The sequence below is a fragment of the Variovorax gracilis genome, assembly GCF_030317115.1.
Classification (GTDB): Bacteria; Pseudomonadota; Gammaproteobacteria; order Burkholderiales; family Burkholderiaceae_C; genus Variovorax; species Variovorax gracilis.
The window spans coordinates 310370-336169 of sequence record NZ_JASZYF010000003.1 but is presented as its reverse complement, the minus strand read 5'-3'; the positions used below and the strand labels follow the sequence as shown (position 1 = coordinate 336169).

Genomic DNA, 25800 nt, shown 5'->3' with positions numbered 1-25800 from the left:
CTTGGGGCGGCTCGGCGGGAGGCCTGATGCTCTACAAACGAAACCCCCAACTCAACAAGCACGGCGAGCTGATCCACCTGCTCTCGATCGAGGGCCTGCCGAAGGACATCGTCACCCACATCCTCGACACCGCCGCCAACTTCACCAGCGTGAGCGACCGCGAGGTGAAGAAGGTGCCGCTGCTGCGCGGCAAGAGCGTGTTCAACCTGTTCTTCGAGAACTCGACGCGCACGCGCACCACCTTCGAGATCGCGGCCAAGCGGCTGTCGGCGGACGTGATCAACCTCGACATCGCGCGCTCGTCGGCGACCAAGGGCGAGTCCCTGCTCGACACCATTGCCAACCTGAGCGCGATGGCCGCCGACCTGTTCGTCGTGCGGCACAGCGAATCGGGCGCGCCCTACCTGATCGCGCAGCACGTTGCGCCGCACGTGCACGTGGTGAATGCAGGCGACGGGCGCCACGCGCACCCGACGCAGGGGCTGCTCGACATGTACACGATCCGCCACTACAAGAAGGACTTCGCGAACCTCACGGTCGCGATCGTCGGCGACGTGCTGCATTCGCGCGTGGCGCGCTCCGACATCCATGCGCTCACCACCCTCGGCTGCGCCGAGGTGCGCGTGGTCGGTCCCAAGACACTGGTGCCCACCGACATGGCGCAGATGGGCGTGCGGGTGTGCCACACGCTGGAAGAGGGAATCAAGGACTGCGACGTCATCATCATGCTGCGCCTACAGAACGAGCGCATGAGCGGCGCGCTGCTGCCGTCGTCGCAGGAATTCTTCAAGACCTTCGGCCTCACGCCCGAGAAGCTGCAACTGGCCAAGTCCGATGCCATCGTGATGCACCCGGGGCCGATCAACCGCGGCGTCGAGATCGACTCGGCCGTGGTGGACGGCCGGCAAAGCGTGATCCTGCCGCAGGTCACTTTCGGCATCGCCGTGCGAATGGCGGTCATGAGCATCGTCGCGGGTAACGAAGCATGAGCAACATCCTGATCACCAACGGTCGCGTCGTCGACCCCGCATCCGGCCTGGACCGGAAGGCCGACGTGGCGGTTGCCGACGGCAAGGTCTTCGCCATCGGCGAGATTTCCAGTGAATTCCGCGCGGAGCGCACGCTGGACGCGCAGGGATGCCTCGTCGTGCCCGGCCTGGTCGATCTTGCCGCCAGATTGCGCGAGCCCGGCTACGAGCACGAGGGCATGCTGGAGAGCGAAATGGGCGCGGCTGTCGCGGGCGGCGTCACCAGCCTGGTCTGCCCGCCCGACACCGACCCGGTGCTCGACGAGCCCGGCCTGGTCGAGATGCTCAAGTTCCGCGCCGAGAAGATGCAGCGCGCGCGGCTGTTCCCGCTCGGCGCGCTCACGCGCAGCCTCGCGGGCGAGGTGCTGACCGAAATGGCCGAGCTCACCGAGGCCGGCTGCATCGGCTTCGGCCAGGCCGACATTCCGCTGGGCAACACGCAGGTACTGCAGCGTGCGCTCCAGTACGCCAGCACCTTCGGCTACACGGTGTGGCTGCGCCCGCAGGAGCGCGACCTGGGCAAAGGCGTCGCCGCCAGCGGCCCGCTCGCCACACGGCTGGGGCTCGCGGGCGTGCCGGCCGCGGCCGAGACGATCGCGGTCTTCACCATCATCGAACTCATGCGCAGCACCGGCGCGCGCGTGCACCTGTGCCGCCTGTCGAGCGCGGCGGGCGTGGCGCAAGTCCGCGCGGCCAAGGCCGAGGGCTTGCCGCTGACCTGCGACGTCAGCATCAACTCGCTGCACCTCGTGGACACCGACATCGGCTACTTCGACAGCCGTGCGCGCCTGAATCCGCCGCTGCGCCAGCAGCGCGACCGCGACGCGCTGTCTGCCGGGCTGGCGGACGGCACCATCGATGCGCTGGTGTCCGACCATACGCCGGTGGAGGCTGACGCCAAGACACTGCCCTTTGCCGAAGCCGAAGCCGGCGCGACCGGACTCGAACTCCTGCTGCCGCTCGCCTTGCAGTGGGGCGAGCAGAGCGGTGCGGGCCTCGCGCGCGCCATCGAGGTCGTGAGCGCTGCCCCTGCGAAGCTGCTCGGTGCCCAGGGCGTGGGCCGGCTTGCGAAGGGCGGTGCGGCGGATCTCTGCGTCGTCGATCCGGCCCTCGAATGGCAGGTGCAGCCCGACACGCTCCGGAGCCAGGGCAAGCACACGCCCTTCGGCGGCTACGCCATGCACGGCCGCGCCCGTTTCACGCTGGTAGGCGGACGCATCGTCCACGGCTAGCGCGGGCAGGCCAACGGGCAAATCGAGAAACCGACTGCATGCACGCCCTGTCCGCGAGCCTGAAGCTGTTGCGCGCGACTGTGCATGTGTTTGCAGGATGGTGGACCATCCGCGCGAAGTTCCCGCGCATGTCGCCGCCGGAGCGCGAGGAGTGCGTGCAACAGTGGTCCGAGCGCATGCTCAACCTGATGGGGATCAGCCTGACGGTGCAGGGCACGCCGCCCGACCGCGGTCCGCTGCTCCTTGTGTGCAACCACCTGTCGTGGCTGGACATCCTCACGATCCATGCGGCGCGCCATGTGCGCTTCGTCTCCAAGTCGGTGGTGCGGCACTGGCCGGTGATCGGCACCTTGTCGACCGGCGCCGGGACTCTCTATATAGAGCGTGAGCGGCGCCGCGACGCCGTGCGCGTGGTGCATCACATGACCGAGGCGCTGCGCGAGGGCGATGTGATGGCGGTCTTTCCCGAAGGCACGACCGGCGACGGCCACGGCTTGCTGCCTTTCCATGCCAATTTGCTGCAGGCGGCCATCTCATCCGGCGCGCCGGTTCAGCCGGCCGCGCTGCGCTTTGCGGACGCCGCAACGGGTGAAACGAGTCATGCGCCGCGTTACATCGGCGACGACAACCTGCTGGCCTCGGTATGGAACACGGTGAAGGCGCCACCGCTCCTGGCGATCGTGCGATTCGGCGAGCCCCAGTCCTCGCAGGGACGCGATCGCCGCACGTGGGCGAAGAGCCTGCATGCCGACGTCCAGGCGCTGCGCCGCGAACTCAAGTAATCCGGAGAGCCCAAAAAAACAGCGCCCCGAAAGGCGCTGTGTAACGGCGCCGGGTAGCGCCGGGAGGAGGAATCGTTGCTCCGTCGTTGCTCAGAGGACGCCGAAGACCTTCAGGCCGATGATCACCACGAGCGGAACGCCGCAGAGCCAAAGGATGATGCTTTTCATGGTGGGTCTCCGGTTGGTGTGTGTGAACTCACCTTAGTCAAGCGCCGTGGCGCCCGATGCCGGAGAAGGCAAGGGGACGGCGTGGTCCCCTGCCTACAGGCTGTCTCAGCGCTGGAGCAGTCCGAGATAGTGGTCGAGCATCTGGAAATGATCGTCCAGGAAGCGGTCTTCGCGACCACACAGATCGGAAACGGGTGTCCATTCGGCTGCTGCGGCATCGTCGTCCGCCTGCAGGCCAGGGAGGTCGCGCTCGCCCAGATCGAAGAAATGGCCGTGCGTGATGGTGCGTCCGCGCGCGCTGCGATCGGGCTGGTCGAACACGTCCGTGGCTTTCAGGCAGGCGCGCAGGGCGTCGGGCGGCAGCGCGAGGTGCGTTTCTTCCTCCAACTCGCGAAGGGCAGCCTGCAGCGTGGTTTCGCGCTGCTCGAGGAAGCCGCCCGGAACAGCCAGGAGGCCCTTGCCCGGCGTCTGTCCGCGCCGGATCAGCAACACCCTGTCCCGGCATTTCACGACGCAATCGACCGTGACCAGCACCGGCGGATAGGGCGCCGCGGCCCAGGAGGCCTCGTACTGCCTGAGCAGTTCGGCCTCCTGCGCGAGCGGCTCGAACTGGGGCAACGCGCTCCACCCGCGGAGAAACTCGACGGTGCCCGCCGGCAATTCGCCGGCAAGTTCGGTCAGGGCCGCTGCCGGCGCAGCGAAGAGTGCATCGCGCATCGCACTCGCGCGACGCAGCGGCACGCCGTCGGCGGCGAGCAGCGTCCAGTCCGGGAAGGCACGGAGATATTCCCGCGTCGCATCCCTGAAATGGCCGACGAGTGCGATCGAGCGCGAAGAGGGCGCGGCATGGTCGCCGGCCCACGCGTGCGCGACCTCGCGACGCACGGCGTCGACCCACCGCGTTTCGTCGAAATAGTCGCGGACCGGCGCAAAGCTCAAGCGCAGGCGATCGGCCTCGGGCACCGCGTTGCGGATCATTTCCGCCCGTTGCTGCCAGTTGAAGGGATGCTTGGGCGAAAGCGCCTGGAAGGCCGACCCGATCACCACCACCACGCGCGGCGCCGCCTCGAGTGCAAGCTTCAGCAATGACAGGTGCCCATTGTGAAAGGGCTGGAAACGACCGATGAGAACCGCGAGGCCGTGCGGTGGCGGGGTGTTGCGGGCGGTCATGCAGGGGTGCGTGTGCGGATGTTCAAGTCCACACGATACGCGCCCCGGCGCGCCGGAAACCCTTGCAGCGCTCAGGAACGCTTGGCCAGCATCGCCCCCAGGGCAAAGACGGAGTTCGGGGCGTTCACCCGAAGCGGCGGCCGGGTGGCCGGAGCGACGGCGGGCGCGCGCAGCGGCCGTTCGCGCTCGATCAGCATGCCCATCGCGATCTGCTCGTCGACCAGGCTCTGGAGCGTGACCGATTCCAGGAACTCGATCGCCCGGCGATTGACCGAGGCCCAGAGCTCGTCCGTGGTGCAGCGCTTCACGGCGCCCGGGACGTCGTCCAGCGGCCTGGACGCCTGATCGACGTCGCCGTCGATGGCCAGGACGATGTGCGCCACGGTGATATCGGCGGCCTTCCGGCCCAGCGAGTAGCCGCCGCCCGGCCCGCGCGTCGATTCGACCAGCTTGTCGCGGCGCAGCTTGGCGAAGAGTTGTTCCAGGTGCGACAGCGAAATACGCTGGCGCTGGCTGATGGAGGAGAGATTGACCGGGCCGGTACGGCCCCGGAGTGCCACATCGATCATGGCGGTGACGGCGAAGCGGCCCTTGGTGGTTAGACGCATCGGAGATTCTTTCAATTGGGACAGGGGGCGCATCGGGGCGCGCGGACGCGGCGATGCAGAGCGCTCGCATCGAGAGGCGGGGAGCCGAAGGGCTCTCGAGGCGGCGAGCCTTAGAGAATGAAGGCGTGGTCGCGCGGAGGCCGCTTGGGCTGCGCGAGGAAGGGTGAGGGCGTGGCGCTCATGGCCGGCTGCGGTACCGGCTGGGAGGCATGGATCGCGATAAAGGCGTGAAACCCGCCCGCTGCGGCCTCGGTGCAGCCGGAACTGACTTCGTCCTGCGCCGCCGATGCGTCCTCGGCGTCGTCCAGCGGCGTATCGCTGCTGGGCGACAAGTCGTGCTGTACCTGCGCCAGGCTGGCGCTGCAGTGATCGAGCGCATGCGTCGAACTGTGGGCAACGGCCGCGAAACCGAAGCAAGACAGTACGAAAGCGATGAAAGAGGCGGCGAGCCAGCGGGGCATGTGCCGACGATTTTAGGGCATGGCCCGTCCAGGCAACCGAAGAACGGCTCAGGAGCTTCCCGGAGCCGGAAAGGAATTCCCGCGCCTGCCGTGAATTGCGGTCAGTCCGGCTTGATGTTGGCCCGCGCGATCACCTTTTTCCAGCGCGCCTGTTCCGACGCGATGAACTGGGCAAACTGCTCCGGCGTTCCGCCGATGGCTTCGGCGGCGTCACCGCGAAGCCGCTCCATCGCAGCGGGCGAGCGGACGGCCTTCATCGTTTCGGCGGAAAGCTTCGCCACGTTCGCCGGCGCCATGCTCGCCGGGGCGAGCATCCCGTACCACTGCGTCATCTCGAAGCCGGGGAAGCCTTGTTCCGCCACGGTGGGGACATCGGGCAACTGCGGCAGCCGTTGGGCCGAACCGGTCGCGACGCAGCGCACCTTGCCCGACTTGATGAAGGGAATGATGGCCGCCGCCCCGATCGCCGAGGCATCCAGCCGGCCGGACAGCAGGTCGGTCAGCATGGGGCCCGTGCCCCGGTAGGGAACATGCAGCATGAAGATGCCCGAGGTCATCTTCAGATACTCGAAGGCAAGGTGGCCGGCGCTGCCGTTGCCTGCGGAGCCATAGCTCAGCTTGCCGGGCTTGGACTTGGCGTAGGCGATCAACTCGGTGAGATTCCTGGCCGGCACGTCGGGATGCACCACATACAGGCTCGGTACCTTCGCGAGCAGGCTGACGGGCTTGAAGTCCTTGTTGGGGTCGTACGGCAGCTTGTCGAAGATGTACGGATTGACCGCCAGCGTGCCGATGTGGCCGAGGATGATGGTGTGCTGGTCGTCGCTGCGTGCGACCTCCGCCATCGCGATGTTGCCCGCGGCGCCCGGCTTGTTGTCGACGTAGACGCTCTGGCCGAGGGTGTTGGACAGCTCTGCGGCGGTGGAGCGGGCGACGATCTCGGAGCTTCCGCCGGGGGCGAAGGGGACCACGAAACGCACGGACTTGGTCGGCCAGGTGGCCTGGGCCGATGCCAGTGTCGGGAGGAGCCCGGCAAGGCCGAAGGCGCCTCCGGCCTGGACGAGCCGACGTCGCGTGAAGCGGGCGCCGGTCAGTGAATCGTCGGGAACTGCGTGCATCGTCGTGTCTCCATGGCCCGCGTGAGATCGTCGTCTCTGCTTCAGGCTGGGGTGCGGGGTTTCTGCTGCTCGGTCAGACGCCGTGAATCGGGTCCTTGGTGCCCTCGACAGGAATCGAACCTGTATCTGAGTCTTAGGAGGACCCCGTTCTATCCATTGAACTACGAGGACGAGAGCGGCCGCAACTTTACCAGTTCAGTTGAAGTGCATCGTGTAGATGAGGTCGACGCCGCTGGGCTGGCCGGCCTGGGCGCGCAAGGTGAGGCGGCGGGTCAGGTCGTAGAAGATGAACAGCGTGCCCAAGGTGCCGGCCAGGCTGCGCTCGTAGGTGATGTAGAAGTCTCTCGCGAGGCGCTTGCCGACGGTGACGGCCGAGTCGCGCACTTCGCCGCTGCCACCCGGTCCCCTGAAACCGATTTCGTCGAGTCCGAAGCGGCTCGCCAGCCCGCCGCCGGTGCCGCCGCTGCCCAGGCCGCCGAGCAGCGCCAGCGCGGCCTGTTGCAGGATGATCGATTCGCCGCCACTGGTGGCCGATGCGCGGCCGAGCATGAGCCATGAGAGCGTTTCCTGGTCGGAGAGCTGCGGCGACGAGTACAGCCGCACGCGCGGCGATTGCGCGGTGCCGGTGATCGCGACGCCGGCCCGCTGGCTGATGTTGGGGCGGATCGCCAGGATGTCGAGCTGCGGGTTGTCGAAGGGGCCGTTGAAGCGGGCGATGCCGGTCTCGATGGTGAGCTGCTGCCCGTAGGCGCGGTACTGGCCGCTGACAGTGCGAACCTCGCCGGTGAGTCGGGGCGGCGCATTCAGCGCGGTGCTTCGGATGTCGAGCTTGCCTTCGAGCCGCGTGATGACGCCGCGACCCTGCACGGCGAAGTCGTTGCCGAGGTCGAAATTCACTGCGATGTCCGGCGGTTTCGCGGTCTGGGCCTTCGCCACTTCCGCCTGATTGGCCGCTGCGCTGCGCTCTGCTTCCTCGGCGGCCTCGCGGTCGATGGCGGCCGAGCGCACCACCACGTCGCTGCCAAGGCTGGGGGCGGTCTGCTCGGGCAGGATGATGACGGCGCGATCGGTTCGGAGGTCGCCGCGCACGGTGAACTGGCCGCTTTCGAGCCGTGCCTGTACGTCGCCCGAAAGCGTGACCTGGCGGTCGGCGCGCACGAGCACGCGCAGCGCGCGAAGCTGGGCCTGCACGGACATGCGGATTCCGGTGCCGGCGCCGGGGGCTGGGGCCGAACCCCAGGAGAGATCCCCGCGTGCGGAGACCGTGCCGCCGTCCCTCGACGCCTCGCTGGCGGCGGTGCTCAGATTGCCGCTCTGGCCCGGGATGCGGGTCTGGCTGCCGGCGCCGCCCTTGAGGGTGAATTCGCTGATCTCGACACGGTTGCCTTCGAGCTTGGCCCGCAGGCGCCCGTCGCGGAGGTCCAGGCCCTCGACCAGCGCGCGCACGGCGAGCTGGTCGGCGTTCAGCGTGCCGCTCCAGCGCGGCTCGGTGCGGCTGCCTGACAGCGTGGCATCGGTCTGCAGCGTGCCGGCGATTCGCCAGCCGGGCGGCGCGAGCATCGACCAGACGCCCAGGTTGGGCATGCGGGCCACGACGTGGCCGGCCAGCGGCGCATCGGACGCCCATTGCCAGCCGCCCTGGCGTTGCTGCACGCGCGTGCTGGCGTCGATGCGGATTTCGCCGGCGCGGTCGCTGTCCCAGGCGAGATTGGCGCGCACCGTGTCGCCTTCGGCATCGACCTTCAGTTCGGCCAGGCGCAAGCCGGCAGGGGTGCTGGCGCCGGGGCCGGCCGCGTCCATGGTGCGTTCGCTGGCCGTGCCGGTGCCGTGGCTGGTGATGCGCGTGACCAGCGCGGCTTCGCCGGCCTGCACGCGGAGGTCGCCGCTCTTGCGCGTGAGGCGGGCGCCGGCGCGCAGGGTGTCGCCGGCGTCGATGTCCCAGTCGCCGTCGAACACCAGGTCGCCGCTGAAGCCGACCTGGGCGAGCGCGTTGCCTTCACCGAAGGCTTCGGCCCACGCCATGGGCAAGCCTTGCATCCGGCCCTTCGACTGGACGCGGTATGCGGGGTTGGGCTCCGCGCCGCTGCGGCCGAAGCGCAGCGGCTCCCAGTCGACCTGGACCGTGCCGGGCAGTGGACCGCGCAGCGTGGCGGCCGCAGCGGAGGCTTCGACCTCGAGCCGTGGACTGGCGCCGGGGATGTTGCGGATCTTGGCACTGACGGCGCGGCTCAGTTCCACGGTCCAGGGGCCGGGGCGCGTGCTGTCGTGCGCCTGAAGGTGGAGGCTGGCGAGCGCGGCGCGCCACTGGTTCTCGCGTTCGATGCCGCCGCTGCCGCGCGTGTCGAGGGTGACCTTCCGCGTGCCGCTCGTCGCCTCGCCCTTCAGCGCCAGGGTGGCCTGCCCCAGGCTGCCCGACAACTCCGCGCGCACGCCGTTGAAGGCAATGGCGGTGGCACTCTCGGCGGCGGTGGCGGGCGGAAGCCGCAGGTCCAGCTTGGGCACGGTCAATGTCGCCTGGAGCGTCGGCTCGGCGGCGCCTCGCGCGGGTGGTTCGTTCGCGTTCTGGATGCGGCGCTGGACGGCCTGCCATCCGCCTTGCCAGGTGGCGTCGAGCCGCGCGTTGCCCTGCACGGTCGCGCCACCGAACGGGTTGCCCAACTCGGGCAGGGCTTCGATCCACGCCTGCATCGCGCCGGCGTCGTCGACCTGGGCCCGGATCTGCCCGTTGCCGGTGGCGGGCGCGATCCGTCCCTGGACCTGCACCGTGCCGCCCGGCACGACGAGGTTCAGGTTGCCGTTGCCGGCCTGTTCGTCGACAAGCACCTGCAGCCGTCCGTCGAGGCTGGCGCGCTGCGCCTCGATGCGCAGGGTGCGCAGGTCGAGCACCTTGTCTTTCCACTGGCCCTGCGCCTGGGCGCGTTCCAGCCGGAGTCCGTGCGACTCCCGGCTGCCGGCGCCGCCCTCCGCCCGCAGAGCGACATCGAAGCGCAGTGCCTCGCCTTGCTGGTCTGCCTTCACGGTGCCGGTCACCGGTGCGCCGGCGAGCTGCGTGTGCAGCGCGCCGAGCTGCACGCGGCGCACGGTGGCGCGCGCTTGCCAGGGGGCGGGCGCCGGGCTCCAGTTGCCTTCGGCCTCGATGCGTCCGCCGCCCAGATGGACGGTGGCCCCGGGCAGCGTCCAGTTCGTGCCGTCGAAAGTAGCGCGCGCCTCGACCTGCTCGACCGGCAGCTTTCCGGTGTCCCACGGGCCGGGCAGCGCGTTGCGGATGTCGGCGCTTGCCTTCCAGCCCAGTGCGCCGACCGTGGTGTCGGGGCCGGCTTCGATCTCGCCGGTGAGCTGCGTGGCCGGCGCTTCGGGCCAGAGGCGGGCGAGGTCGACGTTCTCGAGTTCGGCCTTGGCGTCGATCACGGGCTGCGCTTGCCATGGCGCGATGTTCGCCTGCACTTGCGCGCGCATCGGCGGTTCTGCGCTTTGCTCGACGGGCTGCAGGTGCGCAGCCACGGCAATGCGCGCATCGGCGCCCGCCAGGTTGCCTTTCACGCTGGCTTCGGCCAGCACGTCGATGTTGCGGTCCGTGGCGAGCGTCGCGCGCACGCGGCCGTTCATGGACGCGTCGATCGCCATCGGCGCCGGGCCCTGCAGCTTGAGCTTCGCGCCGTAGTGGCCGTCGGCGATGTCCACGCCCTCGATGTCGAGCAGGTGGTGCGAGTCGGCATAGCGGTAGCTGCCGGCGAGCATCGTCGCCTGCAAGGCCGGTGGACCGGCCCACCGCAGGTCGTCGATGCGGAACGGGACTTCGATCTCCACCGGCAGCACGATCTGCTCCAGCGGCTCGACCGGCTTGTCCTCGTGCTCGCCGCGTTGCTCGATCAGCACCTGGCCTGCGTGCACCTCGCCGAGTACGACCCTGCGCCGCAGCAATGGCGCGAGTTGCCAGCCGATGCGGACGTCGGTCACCTCGACCGCGAGGCTCTCGCTCTGCCATCGCAGCCAGCCGATGCGTCCGCCCGCGCGCAGCGAGCCGGAGACGTCGCGGCTCTCCAGCGTCTGGCTGGCGGGCAGATAGCGCGCGGTGCGCGCGAGGGCAAATGCCAGCGATTCGTTCGTACCCAGCCACCACCACGCGCCCGCCGCGAGCGCGAGCACCAGGATCACCAGTCCCGTCACGCCCCACGCGAAGGCCCGCAATGCGCGGCGGCCGAACGAGCGGCGAACCGGCGGCGCAGCGGGAGTCGGCTCGGTGGAAGCTTCCGTCGCCATGGGGATCAGAAGGTGAAGCCCAGGCGCAGGTGCAGCCTGAACCTCTGGACGTCAATGCCATAGGCCACATCGATCTGGACCGGCCCGATCGGACTGCGCCAGCGCGCACCGACGCCCACGCCCACCTTGGTCTCCATTTCGTTTGGATGGTCAGCCACCGCGCCGGCGTCGATGAAGACGGCACTCTCCCAGTCGGTCAGTTTTCCGTCGTAGACGATGGGGCGCTGCCATTCGATGCTGGCGACGCCGAGATAGCGCCCGGCGACGACGGTCCGATCGGGCCTCACGTCGCCGATCGAGCGATAGGCGTAGCCCCGGACCGTGGTGTCGCCGCCCGTGAGGAAATCCAAGGTGGCGGGAATCTGCGCGGTGTCGCTGGCGACCACCGCGCCGAGTTCGCCGCGCAACTGGATTCGACCGCTGCGCGCCTGCGAGCGATCGGCGTTTTCGACCATGCCGAAGGGAACGAACCCGACCCAGCGCAGATAGGTGCGTGTGAAGGGAGCGCGTTCGCCCGTCAGCGTGTAGCCCGCGCCCAGCTCCAGCGAAACGCCCTGGCCGCGGGTCGGTGCGGCGGCATTGTCGAAGTAGCGCCCGGTCCAGCCCCAGTTGATGCTCAGCGCCGAGGCCGAGGGCGGCGGATCGAACCCGTGGTTCTGGGCGTAGTCGTACTGCAGGAAATAACTGCGGTCGATATGGTCGCTGGCCTGGCTGCGGCCGCCGCGCAGGCGTCCGCTGTCGACCGTGTAGCTGCCCGAGACCTCGCTCTTGAGCTGCGCCGATCCGAACGAGCGCCAGCCGTTGTCGTCGGGGATGGCCGCCCATTCGGTGCCGATCGTCTGCTTGTCCCGGTCGAGGTAGAGGCCGGACACCGCGCGCCAGCCCAGGACCGGCATGCTGTTGTGGATGTGGTCCAGCGAAAGCCGTAGGCCGCTGTCGGTCGTGAAGCCCACGCCGCCCACGATCTTCTGCAGCGGTGCCTCCCGCACTTGCGCGATCACGGGTGCCAGGAGCGGGTCGGTGCCGTTGGTGTCGAGCGTGAGGAACACCGACTCGAAGTAGCCGCTGCCCGCCAGGCGCTGCTGCGCATCGAGCAACTGCTGCCGGTCGTAGTCGGCGCCGGAGGGAACGCGTGCGAGCCGGCGCACGCTGTCCGCGTCGAAGCGCTCGTTGCCTTGCACCATGACCGGACCGAAGCGGTAGGCCGGGCCGGAATCCAGGGTGACGCCCAGCCTTGCCTCGCTGCGATCGGCATCGATCTCGGCGCGGCTCGTGAGAATGCTGCCGGTGGCGTATCGCCTCGCCGTCAGGTTGCGCAGGGCGGCGGCCTTGGCATTGTCCCAGGCCTGCTGGTTGAAAGGCTGTCCGGCGCGCATCGGCCATTCGACGCGGATCGCATCGCGCCGAGGCTCGGCCGCCTTGTCCTCCGCGATGGGTCCGCTGAAGTCGATCTGCACGTTGCTCACACGCGTGAGTTCGCCGGGCACGACCGTGATCTTCACTTCGCGCGGCGCTTTTCCACCCGGCGTTTCGATCATTTCGAGCGTGAGGGTGGGCGTGAAGTAGCCAACGGTGTTGAGTAATTCGCGTGCGTTGGCCTCGGCGGCGACCATGAGCCGCGACAGCTCGATGGCGCCGAGGTCGTCGAGTTGGCGGTAGCGCTGGATTTCGAGGTTGTGCACGAGGTAGTCGCGCACCGACTCGGGGGCCTGCACGTCGACGGTGAACGCGTCGCCGCCCTTGGACTCGCGGGTTCCCCCGGCCACCGGGCTCGCGGCCGTGTCCGTCTCGGCCGCTTCCTTCGAGGGCAGCAGGCTGCAACCCTGCAAAAGAAGGATGCCTGCAAATAACAACGCCGGCATCCAAGCCGGCGTGAGTAGAGGGACCAACCCAAGCATGCGGGCATTTTGACAGACCCGCTTCCGCTTCCTCCCCCCGGCCTCCCGGGCGGCCCCGATGCGTTCAGCGCCCGGTGAGCCTTCGGCCCAGCGCCCAGATCACCGGCGGCACGATCATGCGGGCAAAGGTCTTGACCTGGTCGACCCGCGCCGGGCGCATGAACATCGATGCCGACTCGTCGCCATGCTGTTTTCCGGCGAGCGGGCTGGTGTAGTAGTACGCAGCCACCGAACGGCGGGGGCGGCCGTCGGGCGTCTGCAGGGGCTTGGTGTGTCCGTGGTAGCTCGCGGGGCCGTGCGGCATCAGGACGGTCCGGCCGAACTCGGGCTGGATGCTGGTCACGCAGTGATTGACCTTCTTGTCCCACAGCTCCAGCGCCGAACCCCATTCCGGATCCCATCCCTTGTTCAGGTAGGTGATGAACACCATTTCGTTCTTCAGCCCCAGGTGGCGGTGGCGGTTGAAGTCGCGGTGCACCGCAAAGGTCGCGCCGTTGCGGCTCTCGTGCAACCCGCCACCGAAGAGCTTGGGGTCCGGCAGGAGGTAGGGCACATCGGTGACGCAGGAGAGCCAATCGGTGAACCAGCCCGAATTGACGATGTTGAAGTAGAGCTGCATGGCCGAGCCCAGCGGCACACCGAGGACCGAGCGCCGCGTGGATTCGTACTTGCTCTTGATGTCCGCCCAGCCGGAGGCGGGAACCATGTCGAATTCCTCGGCGACCAGTTCCAGCAGCGCCGGATGAAAGATCCCTTCGAGCACCAGATGCGGAAATGGCTTGGCGTCGAGAAGCTGGTGTCTCAGGCGCTGGCGGAATTCGGGAGCAAAGAGCCTCCTGTCGACCAGTTCGTCGACGGGCAGGCGCACGCCGCGGATGCTCAGGAAGTCGGGCGGGGTTCTGAAAGAAGGCGTCGGGCTGGAATCTGCAGGCACGGGTTGTTCATGAACCGGGGGCTCTATCGCAAAGGACAGTAGGGCAGACACGGCAACACCTCCTCTGGGATTCAGGTGAACGTACTTTTTATGAATCCTTAAGTGTTAAATGTAATGGCAAAAGCGCGCCGTGTGACAAACTTTTGTCCTTTACTTCGATTTGTAAGCCGTTTGCTCCCCCCGATGTAGGAGGAGACGCTACCCGACTGCGCTATTTGGAGAGCAGCCGCATCGCGTCTTCCAGTCCGCGGAGAGTGAGCGGATACATGCGGTGCGATACGAGTTGTTGCATCACCGCGATGCTCTGGCGGTATTGCCAGACACCCTGGGGCTCGGGGTTGATCCAGGCGAATTTCGGGAAGGCGTGCGTGAGGCGCTGGATCCACTCGGCGCCGGCCTCCTCGTTGTTGTATTCGACACTGCCGCCCGGCTGCAGGATCTCGTAGGGGCTCATCGTCGCGTCGCCCACGAAGATCAGCTTGTAATCCTTGTTGTACTTGCGAATGATGTCCCAGGTCGCGAACTTCTCGGAGTAGCGGCGGCGGTTGTTCTTCCACATGAAGTCGTAGACGCAGTTGTGGAAGTAATAGAACTCCAGGTGCTTGAACTCGGTCTTGACGGCCGAGAACAGTTCCTCGACGCGCTGGATGTGTTCGTCCATCGTGCCGCCGACGTCCATCAGCAGCAGTACCTTCACGTTGTTGTGGCGCTCCGGCACCATCTTGATGTCGAGGTAGCCGGCGTTGGCCGCGGTCGAGCGGATGGTGTCATCGAGATCCAACTCCTCCTCGTGCCCCTCGCGCGCGAACTTGCGCAGACGCCGTAGCGCGATCTTGATGTTGCGGGTGCCGAGTTCCTGGCTGTCGTCGTAGTCCTTGTAGGCCCGCTGGTCCCAGACCTTGACCGCGCTCTTGTTCTTGCCGGCGCCGCCGATGCGCACGCCCTGCGGGTTGTAACCGCCATGACCGAAGGGCGAGGTGCCGCCCGTGCCGATCCACTTGTTGCCGCCCTCGTGCCGCTCCTTCTGCTCCTCGAAGCGCTTCTTGAGCGTTTCCATGAGCTCGTCCCAGCCCATCTTCTCGATCTTGGCCTTTTCCTCGGCCGTGAACTCGCGCTCCAGTGTCTTGCGCAGCCAGTCGAGCGGCACTTCCTTGGTGAAGTCGGCCAGCATCTCGACGCCCTTGAAGTAGGCGGCAAAGGCACGGTCGAACTTGTCGTAGTGCTTCTCGTCCTTCACCAGCGCGGTGCGCGACAGGTAATAGAAGTCGTCGAGGCTGAAGGCGCCATCGGAATTGGGGCCGACGACATCGGCCTGCAAGGCTTCGAGCAGGGTCAGGTATTCCTTGACCGATACCGGCAGCTTCGCGGAACGCAGGGTGTAGAAGAAGTCGATCAGCATGGCGAATCACTCCCGGGGCGAAGGGTTCGTGCGGGGCTTGTCCAGCAGGTAGAGCAACTGGGCGCGCACCTCGGGCCACTCGCCCGAGCGCAGGCTGTACATCACGGTGTCGCGGATGGTGCCGTCGCGGCGCAGCGCATGGCCGCGGATCACGCCGTCCTTCCGGGCGCCGAGCCGTTCGATGGCGCGCTGCGAGGCATGGTTGAAGTTGTCGGTGCGCCAGCCCACCACGTGGCAGTCCAGCGTATCGAAGGCGTGCGTGAGCATCAGCAGCTTGCAGGTGGTGTTGACGTGCGTGCGCTGGCAACGCCGGGCGTACCACGTGTAGCCGATCTCGACCCGCTTCACCGGGGGCAGGATGTCGTGGAAGCTCGTGGTGCCGAGCACCTCGCCGCTGGCCTCGTCGGTCACTGCGAAGGCGAAGCGGTTGCCGGCCTCGCGCATCTGCAGCGCGCTCTCGATGTAGCCGCGCGTCTGCTGCGGCTCGGGCACGGAGGTCACGCGGATGTTCCACAACTCGCCATCGGCCGCGGCTTCGCGCAGCCCTTCCTCATGATCCAGCGTCAGCGGAACCAGCGAGATGCCGCGCGACCTGAGCGTGACAGGCTCGACGAATGCCATCCTCAACTCCTCGGAGAACCGTATTTGCGTGTGTACCAGGCGCGTGCGAACTGCACGCCGCCACCGCCACCCAGGCCGATCAGCAGGATGCCGGCGATGGCACCGTTGCTGTAGCCGCCGGGCCCGAAAGCGTCGAAGCCCAGGGCGAGGCCGAGCCAGCGGCCCAGCAACGCGCCGGCGACGAACAGCACCGCCTGTGCCACGCCAAGCAGCAGCAACTGGCGGGGGGGATGGCGGCCTTCGCTCATCGGTTGTTGCGTTGCATGAAGACGAGCTTTTCGAACAAGGTCACGTCCTGCTCGTTCTTGAGCAGGGCACCCACCAGCGGCGGCACCGCGACCTTGTCGTCCTTGCTCTGCAGCGCCTCCAGGGGAATGTCCTCGGCGACCAGCAGCTTGAGCCAGTCGAGCAGTTCGGAGGTCGATGGCTTCTTCTTCAGGCCGGGCAGGTTGCGCACGTCGTAGAAGGTCTTCATCGCCGACGTCAGCAGTTCCTGCTTCAGGCCGGGGAAGTGCACCCCCACGATGCTCTTCATGGTGTCCGCATCGGGGAACTTGATGTAGTGGAAGAAGCAGCGGCGCAGGAAGGCATCAGGCAGTTCCTTCTCGTTGTTGGAGGTGATGAACACCACCGGCCGATGCTTGGCGCGGATCAGCTCGCGCGTCTCGTAGCAGTAGAACTCCATGCGGTCGATCTCGCGCAAGAGATCGTTCGGGAACTCGATGTCGGCCTTGTCGATCTCGTCGATGAGCAGCGCCACCGGTTCGTCCGAGGTGAAGGCCTGCCACAGCACGCCCTTGACGATGTAGTTGTGGATGTCCTTCACGCGCTCATCGCCCAGTTGCGAATCGCGCAGGCGGCTCACCGCGTCATATTCATAGAGGCCCTGCTGGGCCTTGGTCGTCGACTTGATGTGCCACTGGAGCAGCGGCAGGTCGAGCGCCTGGGCCACTTCTTCCGCCAGCATCGTCTTGCCGGTGCCTGGCTCGCCCTTGACGAGCAGCGGTCGTTTGAGCGTGATGGCGGCGTTGACCGCGAGCATCAGATCCTGTGTGGCGACGTAGTTGTCTGAACCCTTGAATTTCATGGATGACGGTGTGCAGGGTGGTTGAAAGAACACAACATTGATCAGCGTTGCCGAGCGTTCCGACCACCGCGCCCACGGGGGCCGCGGGGAGCCCCCATATAATCAAATGTTGATTTGAAACCTGTTTCTCCACGAGATTGTGCGCGCAAAATGAACAAGTTGTTGACCACGATGTTTGCCCTTGCTGTCGCTTGCGTGACGGTCTCGGCCCAGGCCCAGAAGATCACGGGCAATGCTGAAGCTGGAGCGAAGAAGACGGCGATGTGCGTGGGTTGCCACGGCATCATCGGCTACCAGGCCAGCTTTCCCGAGATCCACAAGGTCCCGATGATCGCGGGCCAGAGTGCGACGTACATCTCCTCGGCACTCACGCAGTACAAGGGCGGCGACCGCAAGCACCCGACGATGCGCGCCATCGCCGACACGCTGAGCGAACAGGACATCGCCGACCTCGCCGCCTACTACAGCCAGCTCGGCGTGAAGGAAGGCGGCGCCCCGCCGCTCACCGTCGCCAGCCATCCGAGCGAAAAAGTCCAGGCCCTGATCGCGCGCGACAAGGACAACGCCTGCACCAAGTGCCACGGCGCCAACTTCAACACGCCGAACGACGGCACGGTGCCGAAGCTCGCGGGCCAGCATGCCGACTACCTCTACGTCGCGCTCAAGTCGTACAAGGTGCAGAACCAGCACCAGCTCGGCCGCTCCAATGGCGTGATGAGCGGGCAGGCCAAGAAGTACACCAACCCCGAAATCAAGGAACTCGCCAGCTACATCAGCTCGCTGCCGGGCGAACTGAAGACGGTTCCCGAATCGCTGATCCACGATCCCAAGTAACAAGGCCCTCACCAACGACAAAGCCCGCTTGCAGCGGGCTTTGTCGTTTCTGGCGTGCTGCCTCGGGCGTGGTCAGACGTCGAAGAACACCGTCTCGGCGGGTCCTTGCATGTGGATGTCGAAGCGGTAGGTCACCGCACCGTCGGATTCGCTGCGCTTCGCGATCAAGGTGTCGCGGCGTTCCGCGGGCACGCTGTTCAGCACGGCGTCCTTGGCATTGGCCTCGGCCTCGTCGCTGAAATAGACGCGCGTGAAGGTATGCAGCAACAGACCGCGCATCAGCACGATCACGTTGATGTGCGGCGCTTCGCCGGGCGTCTCGGCGCCTGGCTTCACGGTGTGGAACACGAAGCGGTTCTGTGCATCCGTGCCCGTGCCCACCCGGCCGAAGGCGCGAAAGCCGATCTCGCGTGCATCGTCCACCGATTGCGGGTACTCGCCGGTGCCGTCGGGCTGGCTGATCTCGACCAGCGCGTCGTTGATCGCATTGCCGTCGCCGTCGATCACGCGACCTTCGAGCCGGATGCGCTCGCCGCGTGCGCCGTCGAGCGCGACGATGGCGTCGAATGGCTGGTCGAAGTCATAGCCGTACTGCGCGGCGGTGAGGCCGTAGGCGAAGTAGGGACCGACCGTCTGCGAAGGGGTCTGGCCGAAGTTGGTTTCGAGTGCGCTCATCATGATTCGGTGTCTCCTCAGCGGTTTTCGAAAGGCGTCTCGTCGGCGCCGCGCAGCACGATGTCGAACACGTAGCCGAGCGCGTAGCCGTCTTCCGTCACGTCCATGCTGAAGTCGGAGATCAGGCGGTTGCGCGTCTTCTCGGGGGTGCCGGTGACCATCGGGTCGTACTGCAGGAGCGGGTCGCCCGGGAAGTACATCTGCGTCACCAGACGGCTGCCGAAGTGCTCGCCGAACAGCGAGAGATGGATGTGTTGCGGCCGCCAGGCGTTGGGGTGGTTGCCCCATGGGTAGGCGCCCGGCTTGATGGTCAGGAAGCGGTAGCGGCCTTCGTTGTCGGTCAGGCAGCGGCCGGCGCCCAGGAAGTTGGGGTCGAGCGGCGCGTCGTGCTGGTCGACCTTGTGCACATAGCGGCCCGCCGAGTTGGCCTGCCAGATCTCGACCAGCGTGTTGCGCACGGGGCGGCGGCGCTCGTCGAGCACCTGTCCGGTCAGGATCATGCGTTCGCCGAGCGGCTCGCCATTGCGGCGCGCGTTGCGCGTGAGGTCGTGGTCCAGTTCGCCGATGCTGCTGTGGCCGTAGACCGGCTGGCGCAGTTCGCCCAGCGAAGCCTTGAGCGGGATCAGCGCCTGCGTCGGACCGCGCTTGGCCGTCGAACGGTAGCCCGAATAGAGGTACGAAGGATGGCTGGGCCAGTCGCGCGGCGACAACTTGGGCAGCGCGCCGGGCTTGGGGGTGGAAGAAGGCATTCGACTTGTCTCCGGAATCGTGAAGGTGTCCGGAACTGTATTCATGCGAAATGCTGATGTAAATTGACGGATCGACGATTTTTCATAACCAGTAGTAATTCAATGGCGTCCAGCTCCGAAGCCTTCGTTCGCAGCGTCCAGTTGCGGCATTTGCGCTGCCTCGTGGCGGTCGCGCAGGAGCGCCATCTGGCTCGCGCCGCCGAGCGACTGGCATTGAGCCAGCCGGCCATTTCAAAGACCCTGGCCGAATTGGAGGAACTGGCGGGTGCGCGACTGGTGGAGCGCGGCACCGCCGGGCGGCGCGGCATCCAGGGCTTCACCGCGGCGGGCGAGCATCTGCTGGCGCATGCGTTGCGCGTGCTGGAGGCGGTGGATGCCAGCGCGGAAGCAGTGATGCCTGCATCGGGCACGCGGCCGCAGCGACTTCGCATCGGCGCGCTTCCCAGCGTTGCCCCGTCTTTGCTGCCGCCAGCCCTGGCCGCTTTGCGCGAGCGGCTCCCGACGCTCCAGGTGCTGGTGCAGACAGGCGCCAATGCGCCCCTGCTCGATGCCTTGCGCGCCGGCGACCTGGACCTCGTGGCAGGCCGCATGAGCGATCCGCAGTTGATGACCGGGCTGACTTTCGAGCTGCTCTACACGGAGCCGCTCGCGATCGTCGCCCGCCCCGGCCATCCGCTGGCCAGCGGCTCGCCGTCGGTGCAGGACGTGCTGAGCCATCCGCTCGTGGTCTACGGCGAAGGCACGATCCCGCGCCATCACACCGAGAGCTTTCTCTCCGGCCTGGGGCTGCGGCTGCCCGCGCACGTCACGCAGACGCTGGACCTGTCGGTCGCCCGCGCGCTGCTGGTCCGCTCCGATGCCGTCTGGTTCACGCCGATCGGCGCCGCGTGGGACGACCTCGCGTCGGGCCATCTGGTGCGGCTCGCGATCGACACGGCGGGCACCGAGGAGCCCGTGGGCCTGCTGATGCGCAGCGATGCGGAGCCCTCGCCCGCGCGGCAGACGCTGATCGCCCTGCTGCGCGAAGCCGGCGCGGATCAGTCGCGCGTGGCGCGGCGCTGAACGCAGGCCACGTAGGCCTCGCCATCGGGTGGGCGGCCTGCGCGCTGGCTTTCCCACATCATCTGGCCGAGGCATTCCATCGCCTCGTGGTGCGCATCGAGCAGCGAGTCGCGCCGCGCGGCCAGCAGCTCGACCGCCTGACGGATGCCGCGCGGCTGGTCGATGGAGCATTGCTCGCTGATCGACAGATGCATCGACAGGTGCAGGAAGGGGTTCTCGCGCCCGTCCTTGCCGTCGTAGACGCGCGTCACCGCCGCGTCGGCGTCCGAGAGGTCTGCGTGGTATTCGGGGTGCTCGTCGATCCAGCGGCTGGCGATGACTTCGAGCGCTTCCATCGGCTCGCCGCGGCGGCTCTTGGCGAAGACGTCGCAGAAGAAACGACGCACTTCCTCTTGGGAGGGATTGAACATCCACCGAGGTTAGCACCGACCCTCAGAGCGGTTTGGGCAGCCCGCCGTACATTGCCAAGCCATGGACCGCCTCGAAAACATAGAGACATTCGTTCGCGTCGCGCAGACCCAGAGCTTCGCGGAGGCCGCGCGGCAGATGCGCGTGGCGAAGTCGGTGGTCACCAGCCGCGTGAAGCAACTCGAAGACCACGTCGGCGCACCGCTCTTTCATCGCAGCACGCGCGTCGTGCGGCTCAGCGACGTGGGGCAGGCTTTCCTGCGCGATTGCACCGAACTCGTCGGGCGGGCCAACGACATCATGGACCAGATGCGCGACGCGCGGGCCGGGCCCACGGGCACCTTGCGCATCCATGCATTGACCGGCTTCGTGCTCGGCCACTTCGCGACGTTGCTGCGCGCCTTCCAGGTGAACTTCCCGGACATCCACCTCGAACTGATCGTGAGCGATGCGGTGGTGGACCCGGTCAAGGCCGGCGTCGACTGTGCGCTGCAGATCTTCCCGGCGGCGTCGACCGAACTGGTCTCGCGCTCGCTCTTCCCCGTGCGCCGCGTGTTCTGCGCCACGCCCGAATACCTGCGCACGCACGGCACGCCGGAAAGTCCGCGCGACCTGCACAAGCACACGCTCGGTCTCTATTCGGGCTACCCGACCCGCGACCGATGGACCTTTCATCACGCGGGCGAGCAGGTGACGATGTACATGAGCGCCGCCCTGCTGACCAACAGCGTGCATTTGCTACGCGAATACGCGATGGAGCACGCTGGGGTGGTCTGCCTGCCGACGCTGGTCGCTGGCGATTCGATCCTGCGCGGCGACCTGCAGGTGGTGCTGCCGGAGCACCAACTCTCGTCGTTCTCGTTGAGTGCGGTCTACGCGGGCACCTCGCGCAACGCGTTCAAGCTCAGGCTCTTCATCGAGCACCTGACCGCGGCGTTCACACGCGTGCCGCCATGGGATGCGGCCATGATCGATCGGGGGCTTCTGCCGGAAGCGCTGATCGCGGACGCATGAACGCACCGCAGGCGTACAGCGCTACCATCGCGCTCATCCCATCCCCCTGCGCCGGGCGATCGGCGCTCCCGTCCCATGAGCGATTCACAGCCATCGCCTGAAAGCGCCGGCATCCCGTCACAGGCGGCCCGTTCGCGCTCGCCGCTGCCGCCGGGCTATCGCGAGGGCATGATCACCGCCATCACGGTGATCATCGGCTTCTCGCTTTCCTTCGTGCGGTACTGGGCCTTCGAGGCGCCCGGCGAGTGGACCTCGCGCTCGGTGATCGCGCTCGTTGCGCTGCTGATTCCGATCGTCGCTGAAATCTACACGCTCTACCGCGCGCTGCTCGTCGCGGACGACGACGAGGCCACCTACGGCATCACCGTGCGCTGGTTCATCGGTTCCGTGTGCGGGATGCTGGTTTCGGTGTCCCTGGCGGCGATGGTGTTCCCCGGCGGGCATTGAGTGGGGCCGGATCGGCGGCGCCGGCCCTCGGAAGACACCGGGTAAACCCTGTCGATTGACCGGATTCCGCGAACAATGCGGCCCGGTTTCGATGCCTACCGAAGGCGCACCCGGTTTCCTACAGTCCACTCACCGCAGCACGACGCTGCATTGTTTGGCACCCCGAGGAGACACACCATGACTGCCGCTTACCAGACCCGTTTCGGGTCCCTGAAGCACTACGAGAAGGGCCATGTCGAGCCCATTGCCGATGACGTGCGCCACTACGCGTTCTCGAACTGTTTCGACATTGCGAGCAAGAGCAAGCCTTACGAGAAGGTCGTGTTCGGCCAGAACCAGATCTACGTGCTGGAGACGCTTCGCGCCGAAGGCACATCGCCCTGGTACACCAGCGCCCACGACGAGTTCGCTCTGGTGATGGACGGCGAGGTCGAGGTGCACCTCGTCAAGCTCGACGCCGGCCAGACTGTCTCTGACGAAGAGAAGAACGGCGCCGTGCTCGTGAAGGGCGAACCCAAGGGCTCGAAGATGGGCTGGATGAAGCTCACGCGTGGCCACCAAGGCCTGCTGCCGAAGAACACCGCCTATCAATTCCGTACCGCCGGCGCCCCCGGCGTGATCGTCCTGCAGACATGCAAGGGCGATCTCTCCGTCGAGAAATGGGCAGACATCTGCCAGACGCACTGAGCCACGAGGAGCATCACGATGAACGCACCCGCTGAACTCGCCAAGGTCATCGCGTCGCAGCCCGACGCCACGCTCGGCTACAAGGACTTCTCGCTCGGCAGCTTCGGCTTCCGCCGCGACGAGTATTTCGCCCACATCACCTGGAAGACCCGCGACGGCCGCCCGATGAGCCACACGATGGACATCGGCAACTACCTGCGCGCGCTGATGCGCGACGTGGCCTGGGGCTTCTTCTATGGATGGGTCAACTTCGACGACGTGGTCGGCACGGTCAACCACTACCAGTCGGTCGACCTCTATGCGGGAAGCTTCAACGGCACGATGAAGGAAGCCGGCATCGACCTGCTCGAGAACTTCCCGACCGCGCAGATCCGCGCCACCTTCGAGGCCATGCTCGACGACTGGACCAACGAGAGCTTCGACCCCTTCTCGGCACCGCAGGAAACCGGCTCGCCCTACGGCCGCAAGAGCGGCAACAACACGGCCAAGATCACCCGGGCGCGTGAACTCGCCAAGCGCTGCGTCGGCCTGAAGGGCGACCTGGACCTGCGAAGCGACGAGCGGGGCGCACCCGTCAACCGCGCCTTCGCCGATGTGCCGCAGGGCCAGCCGGAGCTGCACCCCGAGCCGGGATTCGAGAACGAGGTGCATGCCTTCAATCTCTTCGGCTTCCTGAGCCGCTCGCAGGTCACGTGGAACCCGAGCTTCACCTCGGTCGTCAAGCACAGCTACATGTGCCCGACGACGGAAGAGCACATCCTGCCGATCATCCACGGCAACGACCGCGTCGAGTGGTTCTTCCAGATGACCGACGAGATCCACTGGGACTGCGGCGACAAGAACACCGGCAAGCCGATGGCGCGCGTGATCATGAAAGCCGGCGACATGGCCGCCATGCCCGCCTACTGCCGCCATCAGGGCTACAGCCCCAAGCGCTCGATGCTGCTGGTCTGGGAGAACGGCTCGCCGAGCCTGGTCTACGAGATCCAGAAGGGCGAGAGCCCTGAAATCCCGGTCGAGTTCTAGGACTACGCACAGAGCGCGGCGATCTGCGCCGCGCTCATCGCAAGGAGACAGATCCAGGGCAGGTCGCGGCCGGTTCCGCGCCGGCGCGGCGTCGTGCCGTCGATGACCCATCCGTATCGGCCCCAGCGAAGAAGGAGACACACCATGGCCCTCACCCGTCAATCCATGACCGACGAGCAACGCAAGTCGGTGGCACTCGAATACCTCAAGGCCTACGACAACGGCGGCGTGACGTCCACCGGCGGCTCGATCCTCGACCTGTTCGCGGACGACGCGCAGGTGTACTTCCCCAAGTGGGGCCTGGCCAACGGCAAGGATCAGATCGGCAAGCTGTTCGGCGAAGTCGGCAGCCGGGGCAAGTCCATCCGGCACGACTACGCGGGCTTCAACTGGATCTTCTCGGGCACCGACCTCTTCGCGTGCGAAGGCACGAGCTACGGCGAGCACGCGGACGGACCGTGGCGCGCCGGCGTTCCGGAATGGGGCGCCGGCCGATGGTGCGATGTGTTCGAGGTTCGCGACTGGCTGATCCAGCGCTGCTTCATCTACCTCGACCCGGACTATGCCGGCAAGGACACCGCCCGCTACCCATGGATCGCCCCCCATTGACATCGAACGATATGACCCTCGCAGACATCCAGCAGGCCGCCGGCCTCAAGACGCCCATCCGGCGCCAGCTCTTCATCGACGGGCGCTTCGTCGAAGCCGAATCCGGCGAGACGCTTGCGACGCTGAACCCGCATGACAACTCCACCATCGCCGACGTGGCGCTCGCGGGCAAGGCCGATGTGGACAAGGCCGTGGCCGCGGCGAAACGCGCCTTTCCGGCGTGGAGCCGCATGGCAGCGGCCGACCGAGGGCGCATCCTGCTCAGGCTTGCGGACCTCATCGAAGCCAACACGGAGGAACTCGCGCGGCTCGAATCGCTGGACACGGGCCATCCGCTGCGCGATTCGCGCAAGCTCGACGTACCGCGCACGGCGGCCTGCTTCCGCTACTTCGGCGGCATGGCCGACAAGTTCCAGGGCGAGACCATTCCGGTCGAAGCGGGCTTCCTCAACTACACCTTGCGTGAGCCGGTCGGCATCGTAGGACAGGTGGTGCCGTGGAACTTCCCGCTCATGTTCACGAGCTGGAAGATGGCGCCCGCGCTGGCGGCCGGCAACTGCATCGTGATGAAGCCGGCCGAGATCACGCCGCTCAGCTCGCTCAAGATCGTCGAGCTGATGGCCGAGGCCGGCATGCCGGACGGCGTGGTCAACATGGTGCCGGGGCTGGGCCACGTCGTGGGCCAGTACATCGCGGAGCATCCGGAGATCTCGAAGATCGCCTTCACCGGCAGCACGGCGACGGGCCGCCGCGTCGTGCAGGCGAGCGCGGGCAACCTGAAGAAGGTGCAGCTCGAACTGGGCGGCAAGGGGCCGAACATCGTGTTCGAGGATGCCTTCCTGCCCGCCGCGGTCAACGGCAGCGCCTGGGCCATCTTCCACAACCAGGGGCAGGCCTGCATCGCCGGCTCGCGGCTGATGCTGCACGAGAAGATCGCCGATGCGTTCCTCGACCAATTCATTCCGCTGGCGCAGTCCATCCGGCTCGGCAATCCGCTCGACGATGCGACCGAGATGGGCCCGCTCACCAGCGCCCAGCATCGGGAGCGCGTGCTGAGCTACGTCGAGGTGGCGAAGGGAGAGGGTGGCGAGGTGCTCGCGGGAGGCAAGTCGCCCGGCGGCGAGCTGGCGCGCGGCTGCTACGTCGAGCCCACCATCGTGCGCGCCAGGTCGTACCGCGACCGAGTGGCGCAGGAGGAGGTGTTCGGTCCCTTCGTCACCGTGCTCACCTTCAAGAACGACGAGGAGGCGATGGAGATCGCCAACGGCACCGACTACGGGCTCGGCAGCGGTCTGTGGACCAGCAACCTGCAGCGCGCCCACCGTGTGGCGCGCGACCTGCACGCAGGCATGGTCTGGATCAACAGCTACAAGCGCGTGAACCCGGGCTCGCCCTTCGGCGGCGTCGGGCAGAGCGGCTACGGGCGCGAGATGGGCTTCGACGCGATGCGCGAGTACACGCAGGTGAAGAGCGTCTGGGTCAACATCGACGCCCAGATCCCTCCCCACTTCCAACGCTGAACA

Annotated in this window: 25 protein-coding genes and 1 tRNA gene; 11 read left to right on the top strand and 15 right to left on the bottom strand. The window is 67.0% G+C overall.

The window, feature by feature from the left end:
- Positions 1–26: 26 nt before the first annotated feature.
- The 3 genes from QTH97_RS09530 to QTH97_RS09520 are packed head-to-tail and all read left to right on the top strand — an operon-like array spanning position 27 to position 3042.
- A complete protein-coding gene (locus tag QTH97_RS09530; protein ID WP_286567879.1) occupies positions 27–989 on the top strand; it encodes an aspartate carbamoyltransferase catalytic subunit in 963 nt (320 codons plus the stop codon).
- A complete protein-coding gene (locus tag QTH97_RS09525) occupies positions 986–2260 on the top strand; it encodes a dihydroorotase (protein ID WP_286567878.1) in 1275 nt (424 codons plus the stop codon). Before QTH97_RS09530 ends, QTH97_RS09525 begins: the two co-directional genes overlap by 4 nt.
- Positions 2261–2298: 38 nt before the next feature.
- Positions 2299–3042: a lysophospholipid acyltransferase family protein gene (locus QTH97_RS09520; protein WP_286567877.1), complete on the top strand. Its 744-nt coding sequence runs from the start codon at positions 2299–2301 to the stop codon at positions 3040–3042.
- A 273-nt stretch (positions 3043–3315) separates the two neighbouring features.
- Here the strand turns inward: QTH97_RS09520 and QTH97_RS09515 are convergent, their stop codons facing one another.
- The 12 genes from QTH97_RS09515 to QTH97_RS09460 all read right to left on the bottom strand — a co-directional run bounded on the left by QTH97_RS09515 (position 3316) and on the right by QTH97_RS09460 (position 16766).
- Positions 3316–4380: an NUDIX domain-containing protein gene (locus tag QTH97_RS09515; protein WP_286567876.1), complete on the bottom strand. Its 1065-nt coding sequence runs from the start codon at positions 4378–4380 to the stop codon at positions 3316–3318.
- Between the two features lie 71 nt (positions 4381–4451).
- Complete coding sequence (locus tag QTH97_RS09510) at positions 4452–4988, bottom strand: Rrf2 family transcriptional regulator (RefSeq protein ID WP_286567875.1); 537 nt, start codon at positions 4986–4988, stop codon at positions 4452–4454.
- A 110-nt stretch (positions 4989–5098) separates the two neighbouring features.
- Positions 5099–5449, bottom strand: coding sequence for a hypothetical protein (locus QTH97_RS09505; RefSeq protein WP_286567874.1), 351 nt, complete (start codon positions 5447–5449; stop codon positions 5099–5101).
- 101 nt (positions 5450–5550) lie between these two features.
- The gene (locus tag QTH97_RS09500) at positions 5551–6567 is read right to left on the bottom strand and encodes a Bug family tripartite tricarboxylate transporter substrate binding protein (protein WP_286567873.1); all 1017 of its coding nucleotides are present in this window, start codon (positions 6565–6567) and stop codon (positions 5551–5553) included.
- A 96-nt stretch (positions 6568–6663) separates the two neighbouring features.
- A tRNA-Arg gene (locus tag QTH97_RS09495) sits at positions 6664–6738 on the bottom strand.
- A gap of 24 nt (positions 6739–6762) precedes the next feature.
- On the bottom strand, positions 6763–10827 hold the full coding sequence (locus QTH97_RS09490) for a translocation/assembly module TamB domain-containing protein (protein ID WP_286567872.1): 4065 nt from the start codon (positions 10825–10827) through the stop codon (positions 6763–6765).
- Positions 10828–10832: 5 nt separating this feature from the next.
- Positions 10833–12725 (bottom strand): autotransporter assembly complex protein TamA, encoded by a 1893-nt coding sequence (locus QTH97_RS09485; RefSeq protein ID WP_286567871.1) that lies wholly within the window; start codon positions 12723–12725, stop codon positions 10833–10835.
- Positions 12726–12789: 64 nt separating this feature from the next.
- The gene (locus QTH97_RS09480; RefSeq protein ID WP_286567870.1) at positions 12790–13659 is read right to left on the bottom strand and encodes a 2OG-Fe(II) oxygenase; all 870 of its coding nucleotides are present in this window, start codon (positions 13657–13659) and stop codon (positions 12790–12792) included.
- Between the two features lie 211 nt (positions 13660–13870).
- The gene (locus QTH97_RS09475; protein ID WP_286567869.1) at positions 13871–15058 is read right to left on the bottom strand and encodes a vWA domain-containing protein; all 1188 of its coding nucleotides are present in this window, start codon (positions 15056–15058) and stop codon (positions 13871–13873) included.
- A gap of 6 nt (positions 15059–15064) precedes the next feature.
- The gene (locus tag QTH97_RS09470) at positions 15065–15679 is read right to left on the bottom strand and encodes a GNAT family N-acetyltransferase (protein WP_286567868.1); all 615 of its coding nucleotides are present in this window, start codon (positions 15677–15679) and stop codon (positions 15065–15067) included.
- A gap of 2 nt (positions 15680–15681) precedes the next feature.
- The gene (locus tag QTH97_RS09465; RefSeq protein WP_286567867.1) at positions 15682–15927 is read right to left on the bottom strand and encodes a hypothetical protein; all 246 of its coding nucleotides are present in this window, start codon (positions 15925–15927) and stop codon (positions 15682–15684) included.
- Complete coding sequence (locus QTH97_RS09460; RefSeq protein ID WP_286567866.1) at positions 15924–16766, bottom strand: AAA family ATPase; 843 nt, start codon at positions 16764–16766, stop codon at positions 15924–15926. Before QTH97_RS09460 ends, QTH97_RS09465 begins: the two co-directional genes overlap by 4 nt.
- 150 nt (positions 16767–16916) lie before the next feature.
- Here QTH97_RS09460 and QTH97_RS09455 point away from each other — a divergent pair, with 150 nt between their 5' ends.
- A complete protein-coding gene (locus QTH97_RS09455; protein WP_286567865.1) occupies positions 16917–17600 on the top strand; it encodes a c-type cytochrome in 684 nt (227 codons plus the stop codon).
- A 72-nt stretch (positions 17601–17672) separates the two neighbouring features.
- Here QTH97_RS09455 and pcaG read toward each other — a convergent pair whose 3' ends face one another.
- Both pcaG and pcaH read right to left on the bottom strand, forming a co-directional pair.
- On the bottom strand, positions 17673–18278 hold the full coding sequence (pcaG, locus tag QTH97_RS09450) for a protocatechuate 3,4-dioxygenase subunit alpha (protein ID WP_444813408.1): 606 nt from the start codon (positions 18276–18278) through the stop codon (positions 17673–17675).
- Between the two features lie 14 nt (positions 18279–18292).
- Positions 18293–19024, bottom strand: coding sequence for a protocatechuate 3,4-dioxygenase subunit beta (gene pcaH / locus QTH97_RS09445; RefSeq protein ID WP_286567864.1), 732 nt, complete (start codon positions 19022–19024; stop codon positions 18293–18295).
- Positions 19025–19126: 102 nt separating this feature from the next.
- On the opposite strand from pcaH, the gene QTH97_RS09440 reads away from it, so the two are divergent.
- The gene (locus QTH97_RS09440) at positions 19127–20086 is read left to right on the top strand and encodes a LysR substrate-binding domain-containing protein (RefSeq protein WP_286567863.1); all 960 of its coding nucleotides are present in this window, start codon (positions 19127–19129) and stop codon (positions 20084–20086) included.
- Here QTH97_RS09440 and QTH97_RS09435 read toward each other — a convergent pair.
- On the bottom strand, positions 20062–20496 hold the full coding sequence (locus QTH97_RS09435) for a DUF1841 family protein (protein WP_286567862.1): 435 nt from the start codon (positions 20494–20496) through the stop codon (positions 20062–20064). The two genes, QTH97_RS09440 and QTH97_RS09435, sit on opposite strands and share 25 nt — an antisense overlap.
- Before the next feature lie 61 nt (positions 20497–20557).
- Here QTH97_RS09435 and QTH97_RS09430 point away from each other — a divergent pair, with 61 nt between their 5' ends.
- From QTH97_RS09430 to QTH97_RS09405, 6 genes are all read left to right on the top strand, one after another.
- The gene (locus QTH97_RS09430; protein WP_286567861.1) at positions 20558–21508 is read left to right on the top strand and encodes a LysR family transcriptional regulator; all 951 of its coding nucleotides are present in this window, start codon (positions 20558–20560) and stop codon (positions 21506–21508) included.
- Positions 21509–21583: 75 nt separating this feature from the next.
- Positions 21584–21955 (top strand): hypothetical protein, encoded by a 372-nt coding sequence (locus QTH97_RS09425; protein ID WP_286567860.1) that lies wholly within the window; start codon positions 21584–21586, stop codon positions 21953–21955.
- 177 nt (positions 21956–22132) lie between these two features.
- On the top strand, positions 22133–22642 hold the full coding sequence (locus QTH97_RS09420; protein WP_286567859.1) for a cupin domain-containing protein: 510 nt from the start codon (positions 22133–22135) through the stop codon (positions 22640–22642).
- Positions 22643–22660: 18 nt separating this feature from the next.
- Entirely contained in the window at positions 22661–23668 is a 1008-nt protein-coding gene (locus tag QTH97_RS09415) for a hydroxyquinol 1,2-dioxygenase (RefSeq protein ID WP_286567858.1), read from the top strand.
- Positions 23669–23812: 144 nt separating this feature from the next.
- Positions 23813–24277, top strand: a complete 465-nt coding sequence (locus QTH97_RS09410) for a nuclear transport factor 2 family protein (RefSeq protein WP_286567857.1) — start codon at positions 23813–23815, stop codon at positions 24275–24277.
- A 56-nt stretch (positions 24278–24333) separates the two neighbouring features.
- Positions 24334–25797, top strand: a complete 1464-nt coding sequence (locus tag QTH97_RS09405; RefSeq protein WP_286567966.1) for an aldehyde dehydrogenase family protein — start codon at positions 24334–24336, stop codon at positions 25795–25797.
- The last annotated feature ends 3 nt before the right edge of the window (positions 25798–25800 follow it).